The following is a 22,620-nucleotide window of genomic DNA, read 5'->3' as shown; positions in this document are numbered from 1 at the left end:
TTCACTTTCTGCTTGAGCAGTGGAATCGAGAGCAACGTCAGCATTACCGGCCAGGTGTAGTTCAAAGCCTGAGCTTCCTGAGCTGGCAGGAGAGAGTACGCTTTAAAGAGAAGGAGGTAGTATAGAAATGGGTTTAGAAAGCCGAGAAAATCTGAGCTGATGTGTGCTTTTGTCTTCAACATCTTCAGCTTGCACTGTGAGACCAAAATAAGGAAGAATACAAGAAGAGAAGTCAGTGACGAGTAAAAAAGCAGGTGGAGGTAGTCTAAATATCTGAGCGATATTTTGAAGGCTGATGCAACAGTTGACCAGAGGAAAACCGCAAGCAGGGCGTAGGAGTAAGCCAACCTCTGGTTTTTCATTGAAAGGAGTTGTTACGAGAGTTTAAAAAAGGATGTCTTTATGAGACAGTATTTTCGACTGCCTCGAAAAAGTAAAATATGATGAATTTTCAGCCTGCTGGGGGTGTCAAAAATGAAAAAGATTCTGGCTCTGATAGGGATTCTCCTTATAGCCGCCTTCGTTGCGGGATGTGCGCAGAAGGAAGAGGTAAAACCAACACCAGCGCCAGAGGCGACTGTAACTCCTGAAGAGACACCGGCGTACAAGCTCGTAAAGCCCGGAGTGCTCACGGTAGGAATGGACGCAACGTATCCGCCGTTCGAGTACATTAACGAGACTACGGATGAATTTGAGGGATTCGACGTTGATTTGATGAAGGAAATCGGAAAGAGACTCGGCCTCGAAGTTGAGTTCGTCAACGTCGCCTGGGAGGGTATAATACCCGGACTCGTTGCCCACAAGTACGACTGCATCTGTTCCGCAATGACGATTACTGAGGAGAGAAAGAAGCAGATTGACTTCAGTGACCCGTACTTTGAAGCTTGGCAGGTTATAGTTGTCAGGGCAGACTGCACGGACATAACCAAGCCCGAAGACCTCGCAGGCAAGGTAGTTGGTGTGCAGATCGGAACCACAGGCCAGTTCGTTGCAGAAGACCTCGTCAAGAGCGGAATAAACTTTGAGATCAAGACTTACGACACAACGCCCGATGCGCTGCTCGACCTGAAGAACGGCAACATCGATGCAGTGATAATCGACAACGGTGTTGCAGAGAAGGCGATAAAGAACAACCCGGACGTGTACAAGACAGTTGGAGGCAAGCTGAGCTACGAGGAGTACGGCATAGCTGTTGCGAAAGACAACCCGGAGCTTCTCAAAGCAATCAACCAGGCTCTGAAGGAAGTCAAAGAGGACGGAACCTACGACAAGATCTACCAGAAGTGGTTTGGCGAATAAAGTTTTTATTTCCTAATTTTTGCTTTCTGGAGTGGCATAAATGCAAAAAAGTGCAGAGATGAAGCAGAGATGACGGGAATAAGCCAGTTTGATCCAGAACTTTTCGTCAAGATTCTGCCCAATTTGGCTTATGGAGCATTTGTAACGGTGAAATTAACTTCTATATCCACGCTCCTCGGTCTCATCTTCGGAACGATACTGGGACTGGGGAGAATCTCAAAAAATCCGCTCATTTTTGGACTATCCACATCATACGTTGAGTTCATAAGGGGCACGCCCCTGCTCGTTCAGATAATGATAGTTTACTACGGTCTGCCTGCTGTAGGGATAAACCTCCCGCCAGAGCCGGCGGGCATTCTGGCTTTAACGCTGAACAGCGGTGCATACATTGCCGAGATAATAAGGGCTGGCATACAGAGCGTGCCGAAAGGGCAGATGGAAGCCGCTCGCTCACTGGGAATGAGCTACTTCCAGGCCATGCGCTACGTTGTGTTCCCGCAGGCATTCAGAAACATTCTGCCCGCCCTCGGCAACGAGTTCATTGCCCTGCTGAAGGATTCTTCGCTGCTCTCGGTGATAGCAATCGCAGAGCTTACAAGAGTTGGTAAGCAGATATACTCCACCACATTCAACGCCTGGACACCCTTACTGGGCGTAGCGTTATTCTACCTGATGATGACTTTACCATTGAGCAGACTCGTGAACTACGCGCAGAAGAGGCTTGGTGGCCATGAGCTTGCTTAAAATCATCAACCTGCACAAGAGGTTTGGAGACCTTCACGTGCTCAAGGGAATAAACATGGAAGTAGAGAAGGGAGAAGTCGTCGTCATCATAGGCCCTTCGGGCAGCGGCAAATCAACGCTGTTGAGGTGCATAAACAGGCTTGAGGAGCCAACGGAAGGGAAGATAATCCTCGACGACATCGAGGTTACGAACCCCAAGGCCGACCTGAATAGGATACGGCAGCGAATAGGGATGGTCTTCCAGCAGTTCAACCTGTTCCCCCACCTTACTGCATTGCAGAACGTTACACTTGCGCCGATAAAGGTAAAGAAGATGCCAAAGGAGGAAGCAGAGGAGCTCGGCATGAGGCTGCTTGAGAAAGTGGGGCTTGCGGACAAGGCAGACTACTACCCATCGCAGCTGAGTGGTGGGCAGCAGCAGAGAGTTGCCATAGCAAGAGCTTTGGCGATGAATCCCGAAGTGATGCTTTTCGACGAGGTTACCTCAGCCCTCGACCCAGAGCTTGTCAAGGAAGTGCTGGATGTCATGAAGCAACTTGCAAAGGATGGAATGACCATGCTTGTGGTAACTCACGAGATGGGGTTTGCAAGAGAAGTTGGCGACAGGGTTATCTTCATGGATCAGGGAGTCATCATTGAAGAAGGGAAGCCGGAGCAGATATTTACGAATCCACAGCATGAGAGGACGAGGAAGTTCCTCAGTATGATTCTTTGATTTTTTACTATTTTTTAGGCATATCTGGTTAGCAAGTAGATACATTACTTCTGACTAGTTCCTTCTGGATTGTATTTCTAAGGCATCCTCAAAGAAGAAAAAGCCACCTCTCCGCTTTTTTCATGCTGCTCTTGGCTTTATCCTTTGAAGGAGTCACCCTCCGTAAAAGTCCCCTCTTCAAGCAATCCTCGAAGTCACTCAATTCCTTCACCCCAGATCACTACAGAATGCCTCAGTTCGCAGTAGAAGATAAAATCATCTTTTTTCAGTCTTTCCAGCCGTTCTGGTGTGAGTACCAGCATATGCACTCTTTTTCCGAGCTCATCTGAAAGTTCTCTCTCGACCTTTGCAATCTCTTTTTCTCCCGGATGCTTCGATACTTTAACCCAGACATCAACATCGCTGTCCTCCTTGTTTTTTCCCGAAGCAAAACTGCCGTAAACTCCTAAGCTCACCATCCAGTCCTTCTTGTATTTCATTAAGATTTCGTGGAGTGTGACAGTATTGATAAACGTCTTTAGAGTCCTCGTTATGGCCGTATCTTTAACAGTGTACTTTCTATCATCTCTTCTCAGCAATCCTTCATCCTCAAGAATTCTGAGGAATTGAGAAACGAAACCTTTGCTCAGATTTAGTTCTCTCGCCAGTTCTTCAACGCTCACTTTCTCCTTTTCGAGTGCATGCCTGAGCGTGTCGAATCTTTCCCTCGTTGAAAACAACTTCCAGATGTTCATGATACATGAACTTTCTGTTCACGATTTATGAACTTTTTGTTCACATTCTGTGAACATTCAGTAGCTTTACCACCGCAATCAACAAAATATGGTATTTCTCTTCTCATGACTTCCTTGAAGCCCCATAGAGAATTGAAAAAACAAATAGAGCGCAGAGCGCCGGGGGTGGGATTCGAACCCACGCGGGCGAAGCCCATCGGTTTAGCAGACCGACGCCTTACCACTCGGCAACCCCGGCTCTACTAATTTCCTCCTCAGCGATGGCTTTTAAAGGTTTTGCCCATGCGTCTGGGATACTTGAACTATCATTGTTCAGTTTTTCTCGCCATCATAACCTCCTTAATCTTCTCAACAACCGTAACGTCTTCAAGGGTTGTGATGTCGCCTACCTCCTCGCCCTTCTCGATGGCAAGTAGAATCCTGCGCATTATCTTTCCGCTTCTCGTTTTTGGAAGCTGTTCAACAAAGTATATCCCCTCTGGTACAGCTATTGCACCTATTTCGTTTCTAACATGCTTCTTGAGATCTTCTTCAAGTTCGACGCTTGGCTCGTAGCCCGTCTTAAGGACAACAAATGCGACTGGCGTCTCCCCCTTGATTTCGTGGGGCTTACCAACGACGGCCGCCTCACTTACAGCCTCGTGAGATATGAGTGCGCCTTCGATTTCAGCACTTCCAAGTCTGTGACCGCTGACCTTCAAAACCTCATCAATCCTCCCAATTATCCAGTAGTATCCGTTTTCATCCTTCCTTGCTCCATCCCCTGTATAGTAGATGAGTCCACCATTTGACCGCCAGTATTGTTTGGCAAATCTTTCTGGCTCACCCCATAGGGTTCTGAACATTGCTGGCCACGGATTCGTTATCACGAGTTCTCCACTGTCTGCTGAATACCCTTTCTCATCGCGTATGTCTACTTCAATGCCAGGGAAGGGCAGCGTTGCAGAACCGGGCTTGAGCTTCGTAATTCCTGGTAGGGGAGTTATCATAATCATGCCCGTTTCTGTCTGCCACCATGTGTCGACGATTGGGCAGCGCTCGTTTCCTATGTGCTTGTAGTACCACTTCCAAGCTTTGGGGTCTATAGTTTCTCCGACTGTTCCAAGCAGACGCAACGAGGATAGATCGTGTTTCTTTGGCCACTCCTCGCCAAGTTTCATGAAGTAGCGTATTGCAGTGGGAGCGGTGTAGAGAATAGTTACACCGTACTGCTCAATTATACTCCACCATCTGTCCGGCTGCGGGTGGTCTGGGGCTCCCTCATACATTAAAACGGTCGCGCCGACTGAAAGAGGTCCATAGACAACGTAGCTGTGGCCAGTAATCCAGCCTATATCAGCAGTACACCAGAATATGTCCCTGTCTTTCAAATCGAAAACCCACTTCGTCGTGATGTGTGTGCCAACGTTGTAACCTCCATGAACGTGAAGAACACCCTTCGGCTTGCCTGTTGTGCCAGATGTGTAGAGTATGAACAACGTATGTTCGCTGTCAAGAGGTCTGCACTCACATTTGTCGGGAAGACCTTCTTCCAGTTCATGCCACCAGACGTCCCTGCCTTCAACCATATTCACATCATTGCCGGTTCTCTCCAATACGACGACGCTCTCAACGCTCGGTGCATTTTCCAACGCCTCATCAACGATGCGCTTGGTCTCAACAACCTTGCCCCTTCTGTAGTAACCATCCATCGTAACTACCACTTTAGACTCGGCGTCGTTTATCCTGTCTCTTAGAGCCTTCGAGGAGAATCCACCAAAAACTACGCTGTGGATGGCGCCAATTCTGGCGCATGCGAGCATCGCAATGGGCAACTCGGGAACCATTCCCATGTAGATCGTAACAACGTCCTCCTCCTCCTCAACTCCAAGCGTTCTGAGGGCATTGGCGAATCTGCAAACTCTCTGATAGAGCTCGTGGTAAGTTATCTTCTCTTTCTCGTTTTCAGGTTCTCCCTGCCATATTATTGCTGTTTTGTCTCCTTTCAACTTGATGTGCCGGTCCAGGCAGTTGTGGGTTATGTTGATCTTCCCACCAACAAACCATCTGTAAAACGGAGCGTTGCTGTCATCGAGCACGTCCTCATAGGGCTCAAACCATTCAACGTCATTCTTTGCAACCTCATCCCAAAATGTAAGATAATCTTGAGCCATTTCGTAGATTCTTTCGTTGTTAACCCACGCATACTTTCTGGTTTCTTCTGATGGCTCATATATCTCGCCTGGGGAAAATTCTTTTGAATTGCTCATTTTTTCACCTTATTCTATATACACATTCTTTCCTAATTAAGTTTACCACGAGTTCATAATATTCTAATAATATAAAACTCAAAAGTATTCGTGAGATTACGAACTTTACGATTTTGAAAGCTCAGGGTGTTTCTATAAAGGCTTGGAAAAGTAGATTCATAATAAGGTGGATTCACAAAGACTCTACCAAGACACTACAGGTGACGCTACAGGCCAACCAAAAATTAAAAATATTGCACCGTTGCTACACCACATAGCTAATGCCCGGGTAGCTCAGCTCGGGAGAGCGTGCGGCTGAAGACCGCATGGTCGCCGGTTCAAATCCGGCTCCGGGCATCCCTTTTCCACGAATAACGGCTATAACTTCGACTTCTTCACCAAACAAGACGGCTCGAAGGATTCTTTCCGTAAAACCGCTGATATTGTCGGTGATTTTGTGTAATCGGTTTATTAAATCAGGACTCCAAGTAAGCTCTATACGGTCTCTTTTTCGGTCTTGCCATCTTTTACTTACTTTTTTAGATTGTGTCCGGACACTGCCGGACATACCTGAATGGCATAAAGTTGAAAACAGGCTGTTCGATGTAACACATCCTGTGCTCTTAGGAATTGAACTTGTAACCTCAATTCTATTATGGAACATTAGAGATCGTTCAAATTTGCTACTAAAAAGTAATGTTTAAGTAATAGTTGTCTGACCAGCCTATAAGTTCATCCCCATTTCACAGAGGTGGCATAGATGGTAAAATTAACTCGCAAAAATGCGGCGGAATTCCTTTCTGAACTGAAGAAGGATGAACTAAAAGAAATTGCAAGTATGTATGGACTCCCCGTATCAGGAACTAAAGACGAACTCGTCAGCCGAATTCTTTCAAATGCCAAACTGTCCGATCTTGCCAAAATACTGGAGGTAAAACCTGAATCAAAGCAAAAGGAGGACGTTAAGCCACAGGCAAAACAAAAAAAGCAAGATCCGGAAATAGATGCCTCAAAGTTCTTCAAAGAGATAGTCAAGCTCCTCAAAAAAATAACACCACCTAAGGTAAAAAACGAGGACGAACTCGAACTGTACGTTCTTGGGCTTTTGCAGGGGAAGTTTGCCAGCAGGAAGATAGAGGTAGTGCCTCAAACAATTGCTGTCTCAAGAGGGAAAACGACGCAGCCCGACATCGTCGTCGGAGGGGCTGTGGCGGTCGAGCTGAAGTACATAAAAGGGGCTGATGATTCAGACAGAGGGATTGGACAGGCAGTCAAGTATGCGAGTACATATCCGTATGTGGTTCTCTACTACTACGATCCTCAAAAGAGGAGCCATCATAGCAAGTCTGCATTGGGGAAGAACATTGAGTTGGTTGTATATCCAAAGTGAGGGGATAAAGAGGTGTAAAAGTGAAGTAAAATCGCTAAGGTGATAGCTTGGCGGATTCCGGCCCCCTCACCCTCAGACATTCGATTTGTAGTCTATCTCCCCAGCTTCTAAGTGTCCCTTTATACGCTCATCCCGATAAAGAATCTTATTATATGGTGTTTTCAGTAAAAATAGTTCTTGATTATTATCCAAATTTATACACTGACCAGATAGTCCGAAAAAGATTGAACAATCTAATCATAGATGAGATTATCAGCATTCTTTGGATTAGAAAAAATAGTTGGGCTATTGACGCGAGAAGATTGGATCAGCTAAGCGATAGAGTAAGATGCATAGACATCAGCGGTGGGAGAAAATGGGTAGTAGAAATATTCCCCTACACGTAATGAGGGCTCTTTGGGCAAAAAGTGGAGGAAGATGTGCAATTTGCAAAACAGAGGTAGTTATGTTTCCTAAAGACGATGACCCAGCTATAATCGGAGAAATGGCCCATATTGAAGGGCTAAAACCAGGTTCACCCAGATATAATCCAGATATGACTAACAGTGAACGGAACTCTTATGGCAATCTCATTGTTCTATGCCCCACATGTCACACTAAAATAGACAAAGATCCCAATTTTTACACTGTAGATAAGCTCAAACAAATTAAGAGAGAACATGAAAAATGGGTGGAAGAACGACTTAAAATTAGTATGACTAAAGTGACTTTCGCAGAATTGGACGTTATCACAAAACATCTCATCTCTGTTCCATTATATCAGCCTAAGGGTGCGTTAACTGCTGTTCCACCGAAAGAAAAGATGAAAAGGAATAATTTATCAGAGGAGGTTGGAAACTTAATTGCAATGGGTATGTTAGGGGTCAATCAAGTAAGGGACTACTTAAATAGGAATCCAGATCCAGCATTTGCAGAGAGGTTAAGAGAGGGATTTGTAAAGAAATATGTAGAATTAAGAGATAAAGGGTTAAATGGGGACGAATTATTTTACGAATTACTTGGATTTGCTTCAAATGGGTCCAATGACTTCAGTATACGTGCAGCCGGTTTAATGGTTCTAACGTACTTTTTTGAGATATGTGAGGTGTTCGAATGATAGTAGTCCCAGATAAAACAATGAAACTTAAATATTCTATTATAGGGGCAGGTAGCAGAATACTTAAGGAGCTCGACACTCCTCAAACGGTATCTTCATTGTGGGAAAAGGTACGACACTCAGATGAAGTGGGAACATTTGATAAATATGTGCTTATCCTAGATTTTCTCTATGCACTGGGATTAATAGAATTCAAGGAAGGACTATTAAAGAAGGTGAATAAAAATGATAAAGAGGGTCAGATGCGATAGACCATCTTTTAGAACTGTTGAGTTTAAGGAAGGTTTTAACGTTGTACTAGCTGACAGAACAGAAACATCCTCGGAGAAGGATTCACGAAACGGTCTGGGTAAAACTACTTTAGTCGAGATTATACATTTTTGTTTAGGAAGTACTCTTCAAAAAGGATCTGTCTTAAAATCAAAAGAACTTGAAAATTGGACATTTATTCTAGACTTAACCCTAAATGGAAGGGACTATAGTGTTTACAGAAACACTTCTAATCCCTCCAAAGTCGAATTGGAGGGGGATTTCTCCGACTGGCCAGTAAAGCCTACGCGCAACTGGCTTGAGGGTACGCATTCTTTGAAGGTAGACGTATGGAGAAAAGTACTCGGATTTTTAATGTTTGATTTATCTATTGATATCTATGATAAGTGGAAGTATGCTCCAACCTTTAGGAGTTTGATCTCTTATTTTGCGAGAAGAAGTGAGATAGCATTTAGAGACCCGTTTAAACATCACCCTAAACAAAGAGAGTGGGATATCCAAGTTAATAATGCATACCTTTTAGGTTTAAATTGGGAATACGCCTCCGAGTTTCAGATATTGAAAGACCAAGAAAGAACTCTCAAAGAATTAAAAAAAGCTGCCACAGAAGGATTACTAACAGGATACATAGGGACTTTAGGCGAACTAGAAGCTGAAAGAGTGAGATTAGAAAGCGAGATTCAGAAGTTGGAAGAGGAGTTAAATAGTTTTAGGGTGCACCCCCAATATGCAGAAATAGAAAAAGAAGCTAATATGTTGACAGAAAAAATTCATAGAATAACTAATCGGTTAATTCTTGCAAAGAAAATATTATCTCAATATAGGAAAAGTATTGAAACAGAAAAAGATGTACCCATAGAACTCGTGGAGCGAGTTTACAGAGAAGCCGGATTATGGTTCACTGACAAGCTGAAGATGAGGTTAGAAGACGTAAAAAGGTTCCACGAACAAATAGTAGCGAATAGAAGAGACTATTTAAGAAATGAAATTGACAAATTAGAAAGACAAATAGAAAGTTATAAAAATGAAATAAAAAAACTAACAGATGCTAGAGCTAAACTTTTTGAAATTCTTAAAACCCACAGAGCATTAGATGAATACAGACTGCTATACGAGAGATTAATAGAGCGGAAGCAGCAGTTAAAAGAAATTATCAATAGTATTGAAAACCTCAAAAAATTTGAAGATGGATTAAATGATTTAAAAATTAAAAGATTAGAATTGTTTAAGAGGGCCAGACAAGATCTCGAAGAGAGAAAGTATGTAGTTGAAAAAGCAATAAACCAGTTTAATCGAAATTCGCAATTTCTGTATTCTGAACCGGGAATGCTGTCAATTGACATTACGGAGAGCGGCTATAAATTTAAAGTTGAAATCAAGAGAGCGAAGAGCGAAGGTATTGAGCGTATGAAAGTATTTTGTTATGACTTGATGCTGATCCAGTTGAGAGCTAATCAAAAAGATAAGCCTGGTTTCCTGATTCACGATAGTACAATTTTCAATGGTGTTGACGAAAGGCAAGTCGCCAGAGCGATGGAACTTGCCGCTATGGAAGCAAAAGAGAGGGGATTCCAATACATTTGTGCTATAAACTCGGATTCGGTACCACATAATGAATTTAGTAAGGATTTTAGAAATGTGTTTAAAGAATCGATTAGGGGCAGTGTCAAAATAACAAAAAATAAATAACTAAGATACAACTTATGCAGCCTGCGCTAAGCCAGTTGGTAGATTACGTCAAGTCTACAAAAGTCTTTCGAAGGAACAGGAAAGATGTGGAACTTAAAATACTTGCAGCATTATTATACTTCTTTGGCCTTTCTTTGAGAAAAACAAGTGATTTTCTATCTTTATTCGAAGAAATAAGTCACGAATCTGTTAGGATTTACTACCATAGACTCAAAACAGTCTTAAAACAACCAGAAAAGAAGAAAAGAAGACTTGTTGCGATAGATGAAACAAAAATAAAACTGGAAAAGAAACAAATCTTTGTTTGGGCTGCTATAGACGTTGATACCATGGAATGCCTAGCTATATGGGCTTCTGGAGGAAGAGGAAGCTTTGAAGCTTACGTTTTCCTTAGAGAAGTTCTCAAGCATTGCGAAAACAAGCCAGAGATCGTTGTTGATAGAGGTTTCTGGTATCTGTGGGCTTTGAAAAGGTTAGGGCTGAGATACAGGCATGAAACGTTTGGTAGAAGAAATGCTGTAGAAGGATTCTTTTCGAGGTTTAAAGAGAGAACGAAGAGGTTCTGGAACAGATTTCCATTCAGGAGTTCTTTTGTCTCTGTACAGAGCTGGTTGGAGAGCTTTATGGCCTTCTACAACTACTGGAGGTGTTAACTTGACACTACCTCGATTAGGATACGATTGACTGATGATACTCCCGAAGGTGGGTTGCTTGGGATAAGGTTCTAGGGGTAACGGCCATGTACTGCAAAACTCGACGAAGAGCACTACGTGGAAAATCCTTCCGGGATAAAGTAAGTAGTGAGTAAAATTGCCGATCAAAGTGGCTGGGGTGGGACAACGAGAGTATTTACACCCAACCTCTCAGCCTTCACCATTTAGTCATTGAGAAACATTATCACTTTCGCAGCACCCGACGCCCACAAAAACTCCCGAATCAGAGGTAAGCACAAGGCTTTGTTTGTGGTTTCGCTCGCTGTGAGGAGGAAGTAGCGTGCTCGCCCGCTTCGAGTGCCCGTATTGCCGCCGAGAAGGCTGGGCAGAGGTTGAGGTTCACGGGGTAGAGCACGAGATCTTCGACTCCTTCGAGTCTGCCTACTACTATGTTCTGAAGCGGGTCAAGATCACGGAGACGTACAGGGAGGAAGAGATTTACAGAGAGGTCGCGAGGTTCATGATTCCGAGGATCGCCAGGGGATGTAGCAAGAAGCGACTCATTGAGGAGACCTCGAAGCTCTTCGGCATAGCTGAGGATGATATTGCTGGGATCCTTGAGAGGGTAATGGTAGAGATTGGGGCGTACGAAGACGGTGGGGTGCTGGTAACGTGAAATGGGTTGATAATTATATAGTTGGAGGGAATTGAAGTGGGATTAGTAGAAGATATAATGGAAGCAATAATTTCAATATTCATAGTAATTGTGTTCTTCTTTTGGATACTACCTGAGTTCTCAAAAATTTCAGGTATCAGCCCATTGTTTATCTGGTTCCTTGGTATTTTACTAATCGTTGCAATAATATTGTCAATTCTGAAAAGTTAGGGGGGTTGACGTATTTCTCTTGAATTCATTTCATCTGCTGTAATATTGCTCGCAGCAATTTTATCGTTAATTACTGCCGTAATACAGTATAAATATGCTACCAGAAAGGATGAGAAAACTGACATTGTTCTTGGATATATTATAAAATCATCAAAAATTTTTAAAACTTTTCATTATGAGCTTCAAAACAAAACAATATCCATCTTGCCTCCTCTTCTTGGTTTAATTGTGGGGATAGCCACAGTAGCCGGATCTTTTCAACACGGTGGAAAAAATACTGAAGCTATGGATAGATGCTTTGGAATCCTCGTTGCATGCCTCTATCTCTATATCATACTCCTCATGTTATCGCTGTCCATCAACTTTAAATCACACTATAAGTCAAAAAGGCGATTATATTTCATCACGGAGTTCGCTAAGTACTTGAACCTTGGCGGGATTGCTTTTTCTGCATTTGTTATACTTATTGTCGACATCCTAGCCATTCATAAATATTTGAGTACGATAGATACTGAAATAGAAAAATATAATCAACTTGTCATGTATACCATTGAAATTATGGCCATAATCTTTGCATTTTGGATGCTTAATAAAAAATTGTTTGAAAGCTTAAAAGATGGCAGTGTCAAAATAACAAAAAATAAATAACTAAGATACAACTTATGCAGCCTGCGCTAAGCCAGTTGGTAGATTACGTCAAGTCTACAAAAGTCTTTCGAAGGAACAGGAAAGATGTGGAACTTAAAATACTTGCAGCATTATTATACTTCTTTGGCCTTTCTTTGAGAAAAACAAGTGATTTTCTATCTTTATTCGAAGAAATAAGTCACGAATCTGTTAGGATTTACTACCATAGACTCAAAACAGTCTTAAAACAACCAGAAAAGAAGAAAAGAAGACTTGTTGCGATAGATGAAACAAAAATAAAACTGGAAAAGAAACAAATCTTTGTTTGGGCTGCTATAGACGTTGATACCATGGAATGCCTAGCTATATGGGCTTCTGGAGGAAGAGGAAGCTTTGAAGCTTACGTTTTCCTTAGAGAAGTTCTCAAGCATTGCGAAAACAAGCCAGAGATCGTTGTTGATAGAGGTTTCTGGTATCTGTGGGCTTTGAAAAGGTTAGGGCTGAGATACAGGCATGAAACGTTTGGTAGAAGAAATGCTGTAGAAGGATTCTTTTCGAGGTTTAAAGAGAGAACGAAGAGGTTCTGGAACAGATTTCCATTCAGGAGTTCTTTTGTCTCTGTACAGAGCTGGTTGGAGAGCTTTATGGCCTTCTACAACTACTGGAGGTGTTAACTTGACACTACCTGTATAAAATATGGTGAATTCTAATAATCCTAGTACCCTGTCGCCAGATAAAGCTTTAACAAATCCAGAAGATGATCGACTAGGGTATGCTCCGTTTGCGAAACATCTTACAGAGAGTATCAGCAAAATGACTCCTGTTGAAGGATTGGTTATAGGTATCTATGGTCCCTGGGGCTCGGGTAAGACAACACTATTGAACTTCATGATTCACTATTTCCAGCAAATGCCACAAACTGAGCAACCAATAATCGTGCAATTTAATCCTTGGTGGTTTTCTGGACATGAAGACCTCACAAGGCGCTTTTTCGAGCAATTGGAAGCTGTTTTGAGCAAAAGATCTATAGCGAAAGAATTAACAAAACGAATAGCTGATTTTGCCGAGCTAGTTTCTGAAGCGCCAATCCCTTATGTTTCAATAGGTGGCAAAGTATTAGTGGTATGGTATCGCAGAAGGCAAAAAGATGTGCCCGAATTAAAGGCAGAGATCGCAGACATGCTCCGAAAGCAGCAGAAGTGGATATTGGTAATTATTGACGATATCGACAGGCTCACCAAAGAGGAGATCAGACAACTCTTTCGCGTCATCAAAGCAGTTGCAGATTTTCCGAACATTATTTATCTTCTAGCTTTCGACAAAGAAGTCGCCAAAAAAGCACTTGCAGAAACACAAGGTATATCTGGGGAAGCCTACCTTGAGAAAATTATTCAAGTTCCGTTTGAACTACCTCTTCCTGATAAGACTTCGCTACGGCAACTGTTTTTCGAAAAACTTGATTTAATTCTGGCGGACACCCCAAATGAACTGTTTGACTATACTTATTGGAGCAATGTTTACTTGGACGGAATAGACTATTTTATTAACACACCTCGCGACATCGTTCGCTTGGTAAATACACTTAGTGTGACGTATCCAGCGGTTAAAGGGGAAGTAAATCCCGTTGATTTCATTGCTATTGAGACTCTACGAGTCTTTTGTCCGGCGGCCTACGACATTATACGCAAAAATGAGAGATATTTTGCAGGATATGTCGATAGACAAGGATTTCTTGGGCCAAATGTAGAGGATCTCAAGACTTTTCACAATTCATGGATGGACAAAGTCCAGGATGAATATAGGGAACCGGTCAAACGATTATTAATGCGCATCTTCCCAAAGTTAGAGGCTGTTTGGGGCAATACTCATTATGGCGCAGATTGGGAACCAACATGGCGAAAACAACTCCGTGTATGTAGCCCGGACATATTCCCCATCTACTTTCACTTAGCGGTACCAGAAGGCAGCATATCCAATGCTGAGATGGAGTCTATACTTGCTCTGACAAACAATGCGAAGGCATTCCGTGAAAAACTCCTAGAACTCGCCAGTCAAAAACGGCCTGATGGGACAACCCGAGTTCGCACATTTCTTGAACGACTTGAGGATTTCACCGAAAAGGAGATCCCATCTGAGAATATTCCTTCAATTGTTCAAGCGCTATTTGATGTAGGCGACTCGCTATTGTGCCCTGAAGGTGGTAGTGGGCTGTTTGAGTTCGGAAATGACATTAGAATCTTGCGAATTATCCAGCAGTTATTGCTTCGACTCGAAGAATCAAAAAGGTTTGAAGTGTTGAAAGATGCCATTTTATATGGTCGAGCAGTCTCAACAATCGTAGATTTAGTAACTGCAATCGGCCGACAACACGGCAAATACGGAGCCAAGCAACCAGTCCCTGAAGAAAAAAGACTTATCATCGCAGAGCACCTTGAAGAACTGGAAAAAATCGCTCTTAATAAGGTGCGGGATGCGGCTCGACAAGACTCCTTACTCCAAACCCCAGATTTAAAACAGGTCCTTTATTGCTGGGTAGCTTGGGCTGGTGAAGAAGAAGTCAAGGAGTGGATTCAAAAGGTTATAAGCACTGACAAAGGACTAATCAGGTTATTAGAGAGATCCCTCAAAAAGACTTTCAATAAATCTGTGTCAGATGTAGTAGGGAAGACACATTACAAGCTTGATTTGGTGTGGCTTGAGCGTTTTATTGAACTTTCTCCCCAAATCATCGATCGTATCGAGAGGCTTGCCGAGAACAGTGAGATATCAGAAAATCTTAAAATTGCGATCGAGCAATTTATTCGAGAATACGAGACTATGCAACAAAAGGAAAGAGAGGCTCAAGAAGGATAGTTAATTTTTTAACAATATATCTCCTAAATATTCTCTCCAAAGGTTCTATGACAAGTGGAAGAAATTCTGAAATTACCTCTCCCAGTTGTAGTTGTGTGAATGTTTTGGGAAGATATTCAGTTTACGAAATCTTAAAGGTAATTTCAGATCACAAGGAGCTGCAGCCAAGCAGAATAGTGGATATAGTCTCTTCTGCAAGTGAAAAAACAATCTACAAAAGATTCGAAGAGTTAAAAGAGATTGGAATTATTTCCGAAAAGACAGGGATAAACGAGCTTGGAAGACCTGTAAAACTCTACACCCTCACTCCTCTCGGCCTCCAAGTCCTCCAAAAGCTCGAAGAACTCGAATCCCTCCTCAATCAGAACGTCCAAGAAGAACCCGTCAGATGGGCGAAGGAAGAAGTCGATATTATGGTCTTGAGCAAAACTATTTATACTAAAAATAACAACCAAAACCATGGGTAGAAAACGCGTCTACGAAGTAGTGAAGCATCTGCCAGCAGAAGAACTCGATAGAAGAATCAAAAGGCTTGAAAAAGACACGAGAGTTCTTAAGAGACTTTACTTCATAAGATACCTCTATAAAGGAATGAACGTTGAAGAAGCCGCCGAACTCGTAGGAATTACCAAAGCAACAGGCTACGCATGGCTAAAAAGGTGGAACTCAAAAGGCTACGAAGGCTTAATTCCGGAATTTGGAGGAGGAAGGCCAGCAAAACTCACGAAGGAGCAGAAAGAGAAACTCAGAGAGATGCTAAAAGAAGGGGATTCGTGGACGACGAAAGAAGTTCAGGAGCTAATTGAAGCTGAGTTTGGAGTTAAGTATTCTTCGTGGCAGGTCAGGAGAATTCTCAGATCTTTTGGCATGAAATACGCTAAACCTTATCAGAAGGATTACAGAAAGCCCGATAACGCTGAGGACACTTTAAAAAAACCTGGATGAAGCTGAGATTGATCAAGACATCCTAGGATTCATTGATGAGATGGCAGTCGAAGCGAATGCAAATACTGCAAGGCTGTGGAGTTTCGGAAAGCCGGTTAAAAGAGTTGCCACGTACGTCAAAGCTAAGGTTTCAGGATTCTATAGCTTGAACGGAGAGAGCGTAATAGAGTTTCCAGAAAGAAACAGGACTGAAGAATTCATAGCATTTCTAAAAAAGATTAGAGAAACAAATCCTGGGAAAAGAATCGTGATCGTTCTCGATAATTTCAGGACGCATCATGCAAAGAAAGTGAGAGAGGAAGCTGAAAAGCTTGATATTGCACTGGTTTATCTCCCTCCCTACTCTCCCGACTTGAATCCGATTGAGAACGTTTGGAAGAGCGTTAAAAGGTTTGTTTCTGAAGTATCTCCGCTGAATATAGAGGAGCTGAAGGAAACGATTTCCAAGGCTTTCAGAAAGTTAACTGAATCAATCTCCTTTGCAACGGCTTGGATTGAGAAGTTCTTGGGAGATAAGTTTAAGATGTTTTGCACCTAACCATAGATTTAGTGATAGCAAAGAAGTTGAGGGGATACCGAGTGCATACTTTGGTATGCAGCAAATTGTAGGCAGTGATGTGGAAGGGAGACTTAGGAGACTTGAAATGGTTGTTGAGGAACTAAGAAATGCCATTATTTGCCGTGGAGAGGATAATACACCTAACCCACCAAAAACAAGTAGTCCCGGGGGGATTCGAACCCCCGTCTCCGGCTCCAAAGGCCGGCAGGATTGACCACTACCCCACGGGACTTTTTTGATCTGTTGACTGAGCTGGGAAATAAGACTTTCGGAGCTACATCGATGTCAGAAGATCAGTGGTGAAGTCGTAGCTGTAGGTGTAGAGGTCCACAGAGTATTCCTTCCCCTGTACGTCGAGGCCTACCTTCGCCTTTATGCTCACGGTGGTCTTCTCACCGTTTTTGACGTGGCTGACCCACCAGTCGGGTATCTTTGTGTTGTCAATCTCCATTACGAATTCAACGGTGTCCTGTTTCATTGGCTTGATTACCGTGTCGCTGACAACTCTGCCCTCGCCCATCCTTATGCCGTTCATCGTGATTTCGTACTCCATGAACTTGACAGGAATCGGAACAGGCAGGTTGTTCTTAACAACCGCGCTCACAATTATCTGTGTTCTGCTCCTGTCAACGTCACCCCACCTGAGCTTCGCGTCCTTCACCTCAATGGCCTTTATCCCTCCAATACTCAATGACATGCCCTCTGGCGATATGGATGACAGGAAAGTCGTCTGGAACGTGTTGGAGTTCTCGATGGGTATGCTGAGTTTGTAGCCAAAGATGCTGAAAATCAGGCTTGTTTTGATTTTCATCACGGTTTCTTCTCCATTCTCTATGTGGCTGACCCACCAGTCCACGAGGCGGTCGTTCAGGAGCTTTATCGAAAGTTTCAGCGTGTCGCTCGGCGGTGAGATTGTGGTGTCACCAACGGCATTTCCATGCCCCATCAGAACACCGTTCATGAATATTTCAACTTCAACATCGCTGAGAGGGATGGATATGGGATACGGATTATTTACCTCGATACTTGAGACTATTTCTGTATACTCATCGTTGACTTCCCCCCAGCTCATCTCAACCGATTGAACCTTCGGCTGGGCACAGCCAGCAGAAAGTGTTGCAATCACTATGACTACAATCAACGGTAACCAGCGCATACCGTATTTTAAAATTTCAAAAATATTTATTACTTTTGCCATTGCAGCCGGTACGGCGGAAGTTTTTAGTATCTCCTCCTCAGATTATCGATGCCGATGATGACTGATGGGCGATCTGAGCAGTGAGGAGAAGGGAGAGTCTGAGGCATGCCTTCCGAAGAAATCAGAAAAATGGCCAAAAACATTTCAATCTCTGCCGGTTTCATCAGCCTTCTTTTTGTGGTCTTCCTCGCTCTCAGGCTTGCTGGCTTTAATACCTATACTTCCGCTGGTTTTGCGCTGCTTCTCGCCTCGCTGCATGCAATCTTCAGACTGAAGACAGAGAGTTAAGATAGAAATTCCCCAGACGTGATAATCTCCGCCTTCAAGACGTTTTCCATGTGATACAGACCGTACTCGTGGCTATAGTTATCGAGGGATGCGGTGCAGTCCTTCAGAACTGCAACTTTATAGCCCATCTGAACAGCATCTATGGCCGTGTGCATGACACATATGTTCGTTGCAACTCCCGCAAGGTAAATCATCTCCACGCCAAGCTCTCTCAGCAGCAAATCGAGGTCTGTTGCAAAGAAGGCAGAATATCTTCTTTTTTTGACGTAGTAATCCGCCTTGGGTAACTCGTCAATTACCTCAGCTCCTCTACTCCCCTCAATACAGTGTGCTGGCCAGACAGCAAACTCCGCATCGTCGCTGCGGTGCCAGTCCTGAGTGTAGATGACGGGAATTTTTCCCTTGGCGACTTCAACAACTCTTCTGAGGGGCTCAAAGATGTTCTTAACATGTTCTCCGATAAAGAGACTGCCATCGCTGTAGCAGAAATCCTTCTGCATATCTATAACCAGCAGCGCCGTGGGAGGCATGAGTAAATTACATCCTCGAAGGTATAACTGTTTAACGTTTGGCTAGCTACCGCCAGCTATTGCATCACTAAACATCATGTGGTAAATCGAAAGGTTTATTAATGATAAATTATTTAAAATTAATCAGAGCCTGTGGGGGGTGATAGACAGAAAAGGTGTGAATTAGTTCTTCAAATTTTATTCGTGCTCGACAGCAATGTCGAGGGCTATCTCTGCCATGTCTGCGGAATACGCTGCAATTCTCGTCAGGCTGTCTATTATCGACTTGAGCTGAATTGCTTCCTCAACCCCATGCTCGATTATTTTCCTGTAAAACCTCTCCTCGAGATACTTCAAGTCTTCGAACTCTGTAAGAACTGCATCTGCAATCTCTGTATCTTTCCTGAAAAAGGCAATACTCGCCATTTTGAGCATATCCAGGCAGGGTTCAACAATATCACAGAGTTCCGGTATACTCCTTCCGAGTCTGAGCAGGTTTCTTGCCATGTTCGCAGCATGGTCAGCAATACGCTCAAATCGCCTCGCAAACGTCCAGTATCCGAAGAGTTCTCTGGAGTGCGCACCCGTGTCTGCTTCTCTGTACTGCACTGCAAGATTCACCTGCCTCAGAACGAGGAAGTGAAGTCTATCAATTTCGTTCTCCCTCAGAATGATGGAATTGCACATGTACTCGTTGAAGTTCTTCAGAGCCGAACAGAAGTCGGACAGCATGGCTATGCACATGTTACCCATCCTTTCGAGGACATCGTCCGTTCTAAAGCGATCGTCGAGAAACACCTCCATGCTGATAACCTTTCCAAGGTCTTCCATTATCTCAGCCCCAATAAGCGTGTCTGCAGCCAGATCCGCAGCCTTCCTGTGTTCCTCGTTGTAAACCTTAATTCGAAGAGAGTCGTAGCCGGCAAGGTAGCATGAAATTATCCGCCTGACAAGACACGCCCTGCCAAGACCCTTAGCATCGATTACAACCTCTTTCCTGACGCTCTTAGGAATCTGAGGAGATATGCAGACGGTATTCCTGCCGATGTGCATGACAACCGAGTCTCCAGCCTTCAAACCGTTATCTTCTACCCATTTTTTTGGCAGCGTTATTATGTAGCTGCTGCCGCCGCTGAAATATATTTTACGCGCTTCCACCCGCATAAGTATACATAACTCTAACGAATATATATCTTTATCCATGGGTCTATGTATCCTATATATTTTACCTAAAATACGAAGAGAAAGTAGATATACTGCCCCCGAAAAACGTTGAGGTATGAGATGGCTCGTGTTCCTCATTCTGGTTGCACTCCTGATATGCGGTTGTGTCCAGCAGGGCCCAAAAGATGAGGAAAGCTTGGAAATATACATCAAAGGCTCCGACACCCTCGTTCAGCTCGTTTCTAATCTTGCGGAGGCATATATGGAAAAAAATCCTGACACGAGCATCGTGGTAAGTGGAGGAGGTAGTGGAACGGGAATAAAGGCACTGATTAACGGAGAAATCGATGTGGCTGACGCGTCGAGAGAGATGAAGGACAGCGAAATCGAGCAGATAAAGCAGAAGTATGGCACAGAACCACTCAGGCTGATTATTGCAAGAGACATGCTGGCAGTGGTTGTAAACCCCTCTAACCCAGTGGATAAGCTAACGGTCGAGCAGGTAGCAAAGATATTCGCAGGCGAGATAACGAACTGGAAGGAAGTTGGAGGTAACGATGCGCCGATAACCCTCTATGGAAGACAGAGCACATCGGGAACCTACGAGTTCTTCCTCGAGCATGTCGTTAGGCCCTACACAGGCAAGGGGTACAGCGGGACAATGAGGAATCTTGCAGGCAATATCCAGATACGCGATGCTGTTGCGAGCGACCCCAACGGAATCGGCTATATTGGAGTAGGATATCTCAGCGATGCAATAAAGGTCGTTAAAGTCTCCATGGATGGAAAGAACTACTACTCACCTCTGGACGAAAAGGCAGTCGAGGAGGGCAAGTACCCGATATCGAGACCTCTGCAGCAGTATACGCTACCGCAGTACTTCCAGGGCAAGAAGGGCGAAGTTCTGAAGGACTTCTTCAGGTTCGAAGTGAGCGAGGAGGGCCAGCAGATAGTGAAGGAGTCGGGGTTCTACCCGATACTCAAAACCGACAGGGAATGGAACCAGCAGAACTTCTGGGCTAAAATCGAATAGTTTATAACCGCCAACTCCACGTGGTACTATGGAGCTGAAAGAAAAATTGCTCCAGAGTTTATTTTTTATATCTGGAATTTCTGCAATAGTTATCCTTCTCGCTATCACAGCCTTTATCGCTGCAACCGGCGTTCAGTTCTTCCAGCATGTCAGCATCACGGAAATATTCTCCACTGATTGGGATCCAACAGCATCTCCACCAGGCTGGGGAATGCTTGTACTCTTTGCCGGAACCCTCTACATTGCCGCCATAGCCATGACCATATCCATTCCCGCAGGCCTCATGCTCGCCATATACATGTCTGAGGTTGCGTCATCTGCTGTAAGAGAATATCTGAAACCGGCCATCGAGTCCATCGCGGGCATACCAACCGTCGTGCTCGGTCTCTTTGGAATAATCTTTCTCGCACCTTTTATCTCCGAGATTTTCAATGTCCCTCTCGCTCTCAACGCCCTGAACGCTGGAATTCTCGTGGGATTTCTTGCAATTCCTACAATCGCGAGTATAAGCGAGGATGTTCTTGCTGCTATTCCGAGAGATTTCAGGTTTGCAAGCGAAGCTCTCGGTGCGACAAAGTGGCAGACTATTAGCAGAGTCGTTCTACCCGCCGGGATAGGTGGAATCGTTGCTGCAATAATGCTCGCCCTCGGAAGAGTCATCGGAGAAACAATGGTTGTGCTTATGGTTGCTGGAAACGCAAAAGCGATGCCTCACAGTATATTCGACCCCGTAAGGCCGGTAACAGCCAACATAGCCATCGAGCTCCCAGAAACCGTAGTTGGCGACCTCCACTATCAGGCACTTTTCGCCCAGGGGTTGCTCCTCCTGCTGATAACCTTCGTCATAAACCTCGCAGCGGATCAGGTTCTCGAGAGGTACAGAAGGAGGTTCGGCCAATGAAGACCGATAAAATAGTCTTTGCGATATTCAGACTCGTTGCATCCCTGACAATAGCATTTCTCCTCTTCGTCATACTGTACATCGTGAAGGAGGGGATAGGTGTAATCAACCTGAAGTTTCTCACAGCTAATTGGGAACACAGAGACATAACAAAGGGTGGTATATTCCCCGCAATCCTCGGAACCATCTATGTTACGGTAATGACTGCTGTTTTTTCAATTCCTCTCGGAGTTGGGGCTGCAATATTCCTGAACGAGTACGCGAGGGCGGGCAGAACTGTCAGACTCATTAAGATGGCCATAAGAAACCTCGCTGGTGTGCCTTCAGTCGTTTACGGTCTCTTCGGCCTTGCAGCCTTCGTGTACTTCTTTGGCTTTGGAGAGAGTATAATCGCTGCATCGCTGACCCTTGCAGTTATGACGCTGCCGTGGGTGATAACTAGCAGCGAAGAAGCTCTGAAGGGTGTTCCTAACGATTTTAGGCTTGCAAGCTATGCACTGGGCGCGACGAAGTGGCAGACTATAAAGAATGCCATTCTGCCCTATGCTCTGCCCGGTGTTCTCACAGGAGCAATAATAGGCCTCGCAAGGGCTATGGGCGAAACTGCTCCGCTTCTTTTTACTGGAGCGGTGTTCTACATAAGAAGGCTGCCAAACTCGCCTTTCGATCGCTTTATGAGCCTACCTTACCACACCTACGTTCTCGCAACCCAGCATGCGTCGCCCTACGCGAAAACATATGCGGCTGCGACGGCCACAGTTCTTATCGCCATAGTTTTCATTATGATTGCTTCCGCCACAATTATAAGGTACCGCTACAGAAAGGCAAGGAGGTGGTAG

25 protein-coding genes, 3 tRNA genes and 1 pseudogene are annotated in these 22,620 nt (G+C 44.1%); 21 read left to right on the top strand and 8 right to left on the bottom strand.

From position 1 onward, the window contains the following. Nucleotides 1-5: 5 nt before the first annotated feature. Nucleotides 6-362: pseudogene (locus ARCVE_RS11795) on the bottom strand (EamA family transporter); the annotation flags it as partial. A 112-nt stretch (nt 363-474) separates the two neighbouring features. Between ARCVE_RS11795 and ARCVE_RS04400 the strand changes: the two are divergent. The 3 genes from ARCVE_RS04400 to ARCVE_RS04390 all read left to right on the top strand — a co-directional run bounded on the left by ARCVE_RS04400 (nt 475) and on the right by ARCVE_RS04390 (nt 2,758). Further along, entirely contained in the window at nt 475-1,299 is an 825-nt protein-coding gene (locus ARCVE_RS04400; RefSeq protein ID WP_013683574.1) for a basic amino acid ABC transporter substrate-binding protein, read from the top strand. A gap of 69 nt (nt 1,300-1,368) precedes the next feature. After that, nucleotides 1,369-2,043 (top strand): amino acid ABC transporter permease, encoded by a 675-nt coding sequence (locus ARCVE_RS04395; protein WP_013683573.1) that lies wholly within the window; start codon nt 1,369-1,371, stop codon nt 2,041-2,043. Next, on the top strand, nt 2,030-2,758 hold the full coding sequence (locus ARCVE_RS04390) for an amino acid ABC transporter ATP-binding protein (protein WP_013683572.1): 729 nt from the start codon (nt 2,030-2,032) through the stop codon (nt 2,756-2,758). The genes ARCVE_RS04395 and ARCVE_RS04390 overlap by 14 nt, the downstream gene beginning before the upstream one ends. Nucleotides 2,759-2,952: 194 nt before the next feature. On the opposite strand, the gene ARCVE_RS04385 is transcribed toward ARCVE_RS04390, so the two are convergent. The 3 genes from ARCVE_RS04385 to acs all read right to left on the bottom strand — a co-directional run bounded on the left by ARCVE_RS04385 (nt 2,953) and on the right by acs (nt 5,741). Next, nucleotides 2,953-3,492, bottom strand: coding sequence for a nucleotidyltransferase domain-containing protein (locus ARCVE_RS04385; RefSeq protein ID WP_013683571.1), 540 nt, complete (start codon nt 3,490-3,492; stop codon nt 2,953-2,955). Nucleotides 3,493-3,649: 157 nt separating this feature from the next. Beyond that, nucleotides 3,650-3,730 (bottom strand) — tRNA-Ser (locus ARCVE_RS04380). Between the two features lie 67 nt (nt 3,731-3,797). Further along, nucleotides 3,798-5,741, bottom strand: a complete 1,944-nt coding sequence (gene acs / locus ARCVE_RS04375) for an acetate--CoA ligase (protein WP_013683570.1) — start codon at nt 5,739-5,741, stop codon at nt 3,798-3,800. Between the two features lie 262 nt (nt 5,742-6,003). Between acs and ARCVE_RS04370 the strand changes: the two genes are divergently transcribed. The 14 genes from ARCVE_RS04370 (at nt 6,004) to ARCVE_RS11035 (ending at nt 16,667) form a co-directional block, all read left to right on the top strand. Beyond that, nucleotides 6,004-6,077 (top strand) — tRNA-Phe (locus ARCVE_RS04370). A gap of 403 nt (nt 6,078-6,480) precedes the next feature. Next, entirely contained in the window at nt 6,481-7,110 is a 630-nt protein-coding gene (locus tag ARCVE_RS04365; protein WP_013683569.1) for an SAP domain-containing protein, read from the top strand. A gap of 47 nt (nt 7,111-7,157) precedes the next feature. Beyond that, nucleotides 7,158-7,496, top strand: a complete 339-nt coding sequence (locus tag ARCVE_RS10770) for a hypothetical protein (RefSeq protein WP_013683568.1) — start codon at nt 7,158-7,160, stop codon at nt 7,494-7,496. Then, complete coding sequence (locus ARCVE_RS04360) at nt 7,466-8,206, top strand: ABC-three component system protein (protein WP_013683567.1); 741 nt, start codon at nt 7,466-7,468, stop codon at nt 8,204-8,206. The genes ARCVE_RS10770 and ARCVE_RS04360 overlap by 31 nt, the downstream gene beginning before the upstream one ends. Then, nucleotides 8,203-8,457, top strand: coding sequence for an ABC-three component system middle component 6 (locus ARCVE_RS04355; RefSeq protein ID WP_013683566.1), 255 nt, complete (start codon nt 8,203-8,205; stop codon nt 8,455-8,457). Before ARCVE_RS04360 ends, ARCVE_RS04355 begins: the two co-directional genes overlap by 4 nt. Next, nucleotides 8,432-10,165 carry a DUF2326 domain-containing protein gene (locus tag ARCVE_RS04350; RefSeq protein ID WP_013683565.1) on the top strand — a complete coding sequence of 578 codons (1,734 nt, stop codon included), beginning with the start codon at nt 8,432-8,434 and terminating at the stop codon, nt 10,163-10,165. The genes ARCVE_RS04355 and ARCVE_RS04350 overlap by 26 nt, the downstream gene beginning before the upstream one ends. Nucleotides 10,166-10,179: 14 nt before the next feature. Beyond that, entirely contained in the window at nt 10,180-10,818 is a 639-nt protein-coding gene (locus ARCVE_RS04345) for an IS6 family transposase (protein ID WP_013682893.1), read from the top strand. A gap of 340 nt (nt 10,819-11,158) precedes the next feature. After that, a complete protein-coding gene (locus ARCVE_RS04340; protein WP_013683564.1) occupies nt 11,159-11,494 on the top strand; it encodes a hypothetical protein in 336 nt (111 codons plus the stop codon). A 36-nt stretch (nt 11,495-11,530) separates the two neighbouring features. Beyond that, the gene (locus tag ARCVE_RS11295; protein ID WP_156786018.1) at nt 11,531-11,704 is read left to right on the top strand and encodes a hypothetical protein; all 174 of its coding nucleotides are present in this window, start codon (nt 11,531-11,533) and stop codon (nt 11,702-11,704) included. A gap of 45 nt (nt 11,705-11,749) precedes the next feature. Then, nucleotides 11,750-12,352 carry a hypothetical protein gene (locus ARCVE_RS04335; protein WP_013683563.1) on the top strand — a complete coding sequence of 201 codons (603 nt, stop codon included), beginning with the start codon at nt 11,750-11,752 and terminating at the stop codon, nt 12,350-12,352. 14 nt (nt 12,353-12,366) lie between these two features. After that, nucleotides 12,367-13,005 carry an IS6 family transposase gene (locus ARCVE_RS04330; RefSeq protein ID WP_013682893.1) on the top strand — a complete coding sequence of 213 codons (639 nt, stop codon included), beginning with the start codon at nt 12,367-12,369 and terminating at the stop codon, nt 13,003-13,005. Between the two features lie 22 nt (nt 13,006-13,027). After that, nucleotides 13,028-15,184 carry a KAP family NTPase gene (locus ARCVE_RS04325; protein WP_013683562.1) on the top strand — a complete coding sequence of 719 codons (2,157 nt, stop codon included), beginning with the start codon at nt 13,028-13,030 and terminating at the stop codon, nt 15,182-15,184. A 47-nt stretch (nt 15,185-15,231) separates the two neighbouring features. Beyond that, nucleotides 15,232-15,651, top strand: a complete 420-nt coding sequence (locus tag ARCVE_RS04320) for a PadR family transcriptional regulator (protein WP_013683561.1) — start codon at nt 15,232-15,234, stop codon at nt 15,649-15,651. Beyond that, nucleotides 15,644-16,667, top strand: a protein-coding gene (locus tag ARCVE_RS11035; protein ID WP_156786017.1) for an IS630 family transposase whose coding sequence is annotated in 2 segments (ribosomal slippage) — nt 15,644-16,114 and nt 16,116-16,667 — 1,023 coding nt in all. Because the reading frame shifts where the segments join, the coding sequence is not laid out codon by codon here. The genes ARCVE_RS04320 and ARCVE_RS11035 overlap by 8 nt, the downstream gene beginning before the upstream one ends. Before the next feature lie 180 nt (nt 16,668-16,847). Here ARCVE_RS11035 and ARCVE_RS04305 read toward each other — a convergent pair. Further along, nucleotides 16,848-16,920, bottom strand: a tRNA-Gln gene (locus ARCVE_RS04305). A gap of 42 nt (nt 16,921-16,962) precedes the next feature. Continuing rightward, entirely contained in the window at nt 16,963-17,844 is an 882-nt protein-coding gene (locus tag ARCVE_RS04300; protein WP_198002018.1) for an LEA type 2 family protein, read from the bottom strand. Between the two features lie 147 nt (nt 17,845-17,991). Between ARCVE_RS04300 and ARCVE_RS04295 the strand changes: the two genes are divergently transcribed. Continuing rightward, complete coding sequence (locus ARCVE_RS04295) at nt 17,992-18,174, top strand: hypothetical protein (RefSeq protein WP_048085625.1); 183 nt, start codon at nt 17,992-17,994, stop codon at nt 18,172-18,174. Here the strand turns inward: ARCVE_RS04295 and ARCVE_RS04290 are convergent. Continuing rightward, on the bottom strand, nt 18,171-18,704 hold the full coding sequence (locus ARCVE_RS04290) for a cysteine hydrolase family protein (RefSeq protein ID WP_013683558.1): 534 nt from the start codon (nt 18,702-18,704) through the stop codon (nt 18,171-18,173). The two genes, ARCVE_RS04295 and ARCVE_RS04290, sit on opposite strands and share 4 nt — an antisense overlap. A 177-nt stretch (nt 18,705-18,881) precedes the next feature. After that, nucleotides 18,882-19,847 (bottom strand): phosphate uptake regulator PhoU, encoded by a 966-nt coding sequence (locus ARCVE_RS11290; protein ID WP_013683557.1) that lies wholly within the window; start codon nt 19,845-19,847, stop codon nt 18,882-18,884. 115 nt (nt 19,848-19,962) lie between these two features. Between ARCVE_RS11290 and ARCVE_RS04280 the strand changes: the two genes are divergently transcribed. The 3 genes from ARCVE_RS04280 to pstA are packed head-to-tail and all read left to right on the top strand — an operon-like array spanning nt 19,963 to nt 22,620. Continuing rightward, complete coding sequence (locus tag ARCVE_RS04280) at nt 19,963-20,880, top strand: PstS family phosphate ABC transporter substrate-binding protein (protein WP_013683556.1); 918 nt, start codon at nt 19,963-19,965, stop codon at nt 20,878-20,880. Between the two features lie 28 nt (nt 20,881-20,908). Next, the gene (gene pstC / locus ARCVE_RS04275) at nt 20,909-21,781 is read left to right on the top strand and encodes a phosphate ABC transporter permease subunit PstC (protein WP_013683555.1); all 873 of its coding nucleotides are present in this window, start codon (nt 20,909-20,911) and stop codon (nt 21,779-21,781) included. Then, nucleotides 21,778-22,620, top strand: a complete 843-nt coding sequence (gene pstA, locus ARCVE_RS04270) for a phosphate ABC transporter permease PstA (protein ID WP_013683554.1) — start codon at nt 21,778-21,780, stop codon at nt 22,618-22,620. The genes pstC and pstA overlap by 4 nt, the downstream gene beginning before the upstream one ends.

Source organism: Archaeoglobus veneficus SNP6 (assembly GCF_000194625.1).
GTDB lineage: Archaea > Halobacteriota > Archaeoglobi > Archaeoglobales > Archaeoglobaceae > Archaeoglobus_C > Archaeoglobus_C veneficus.
This window is presented reverse-complemented; position numbering and strand designations above follow the sequence as displayed.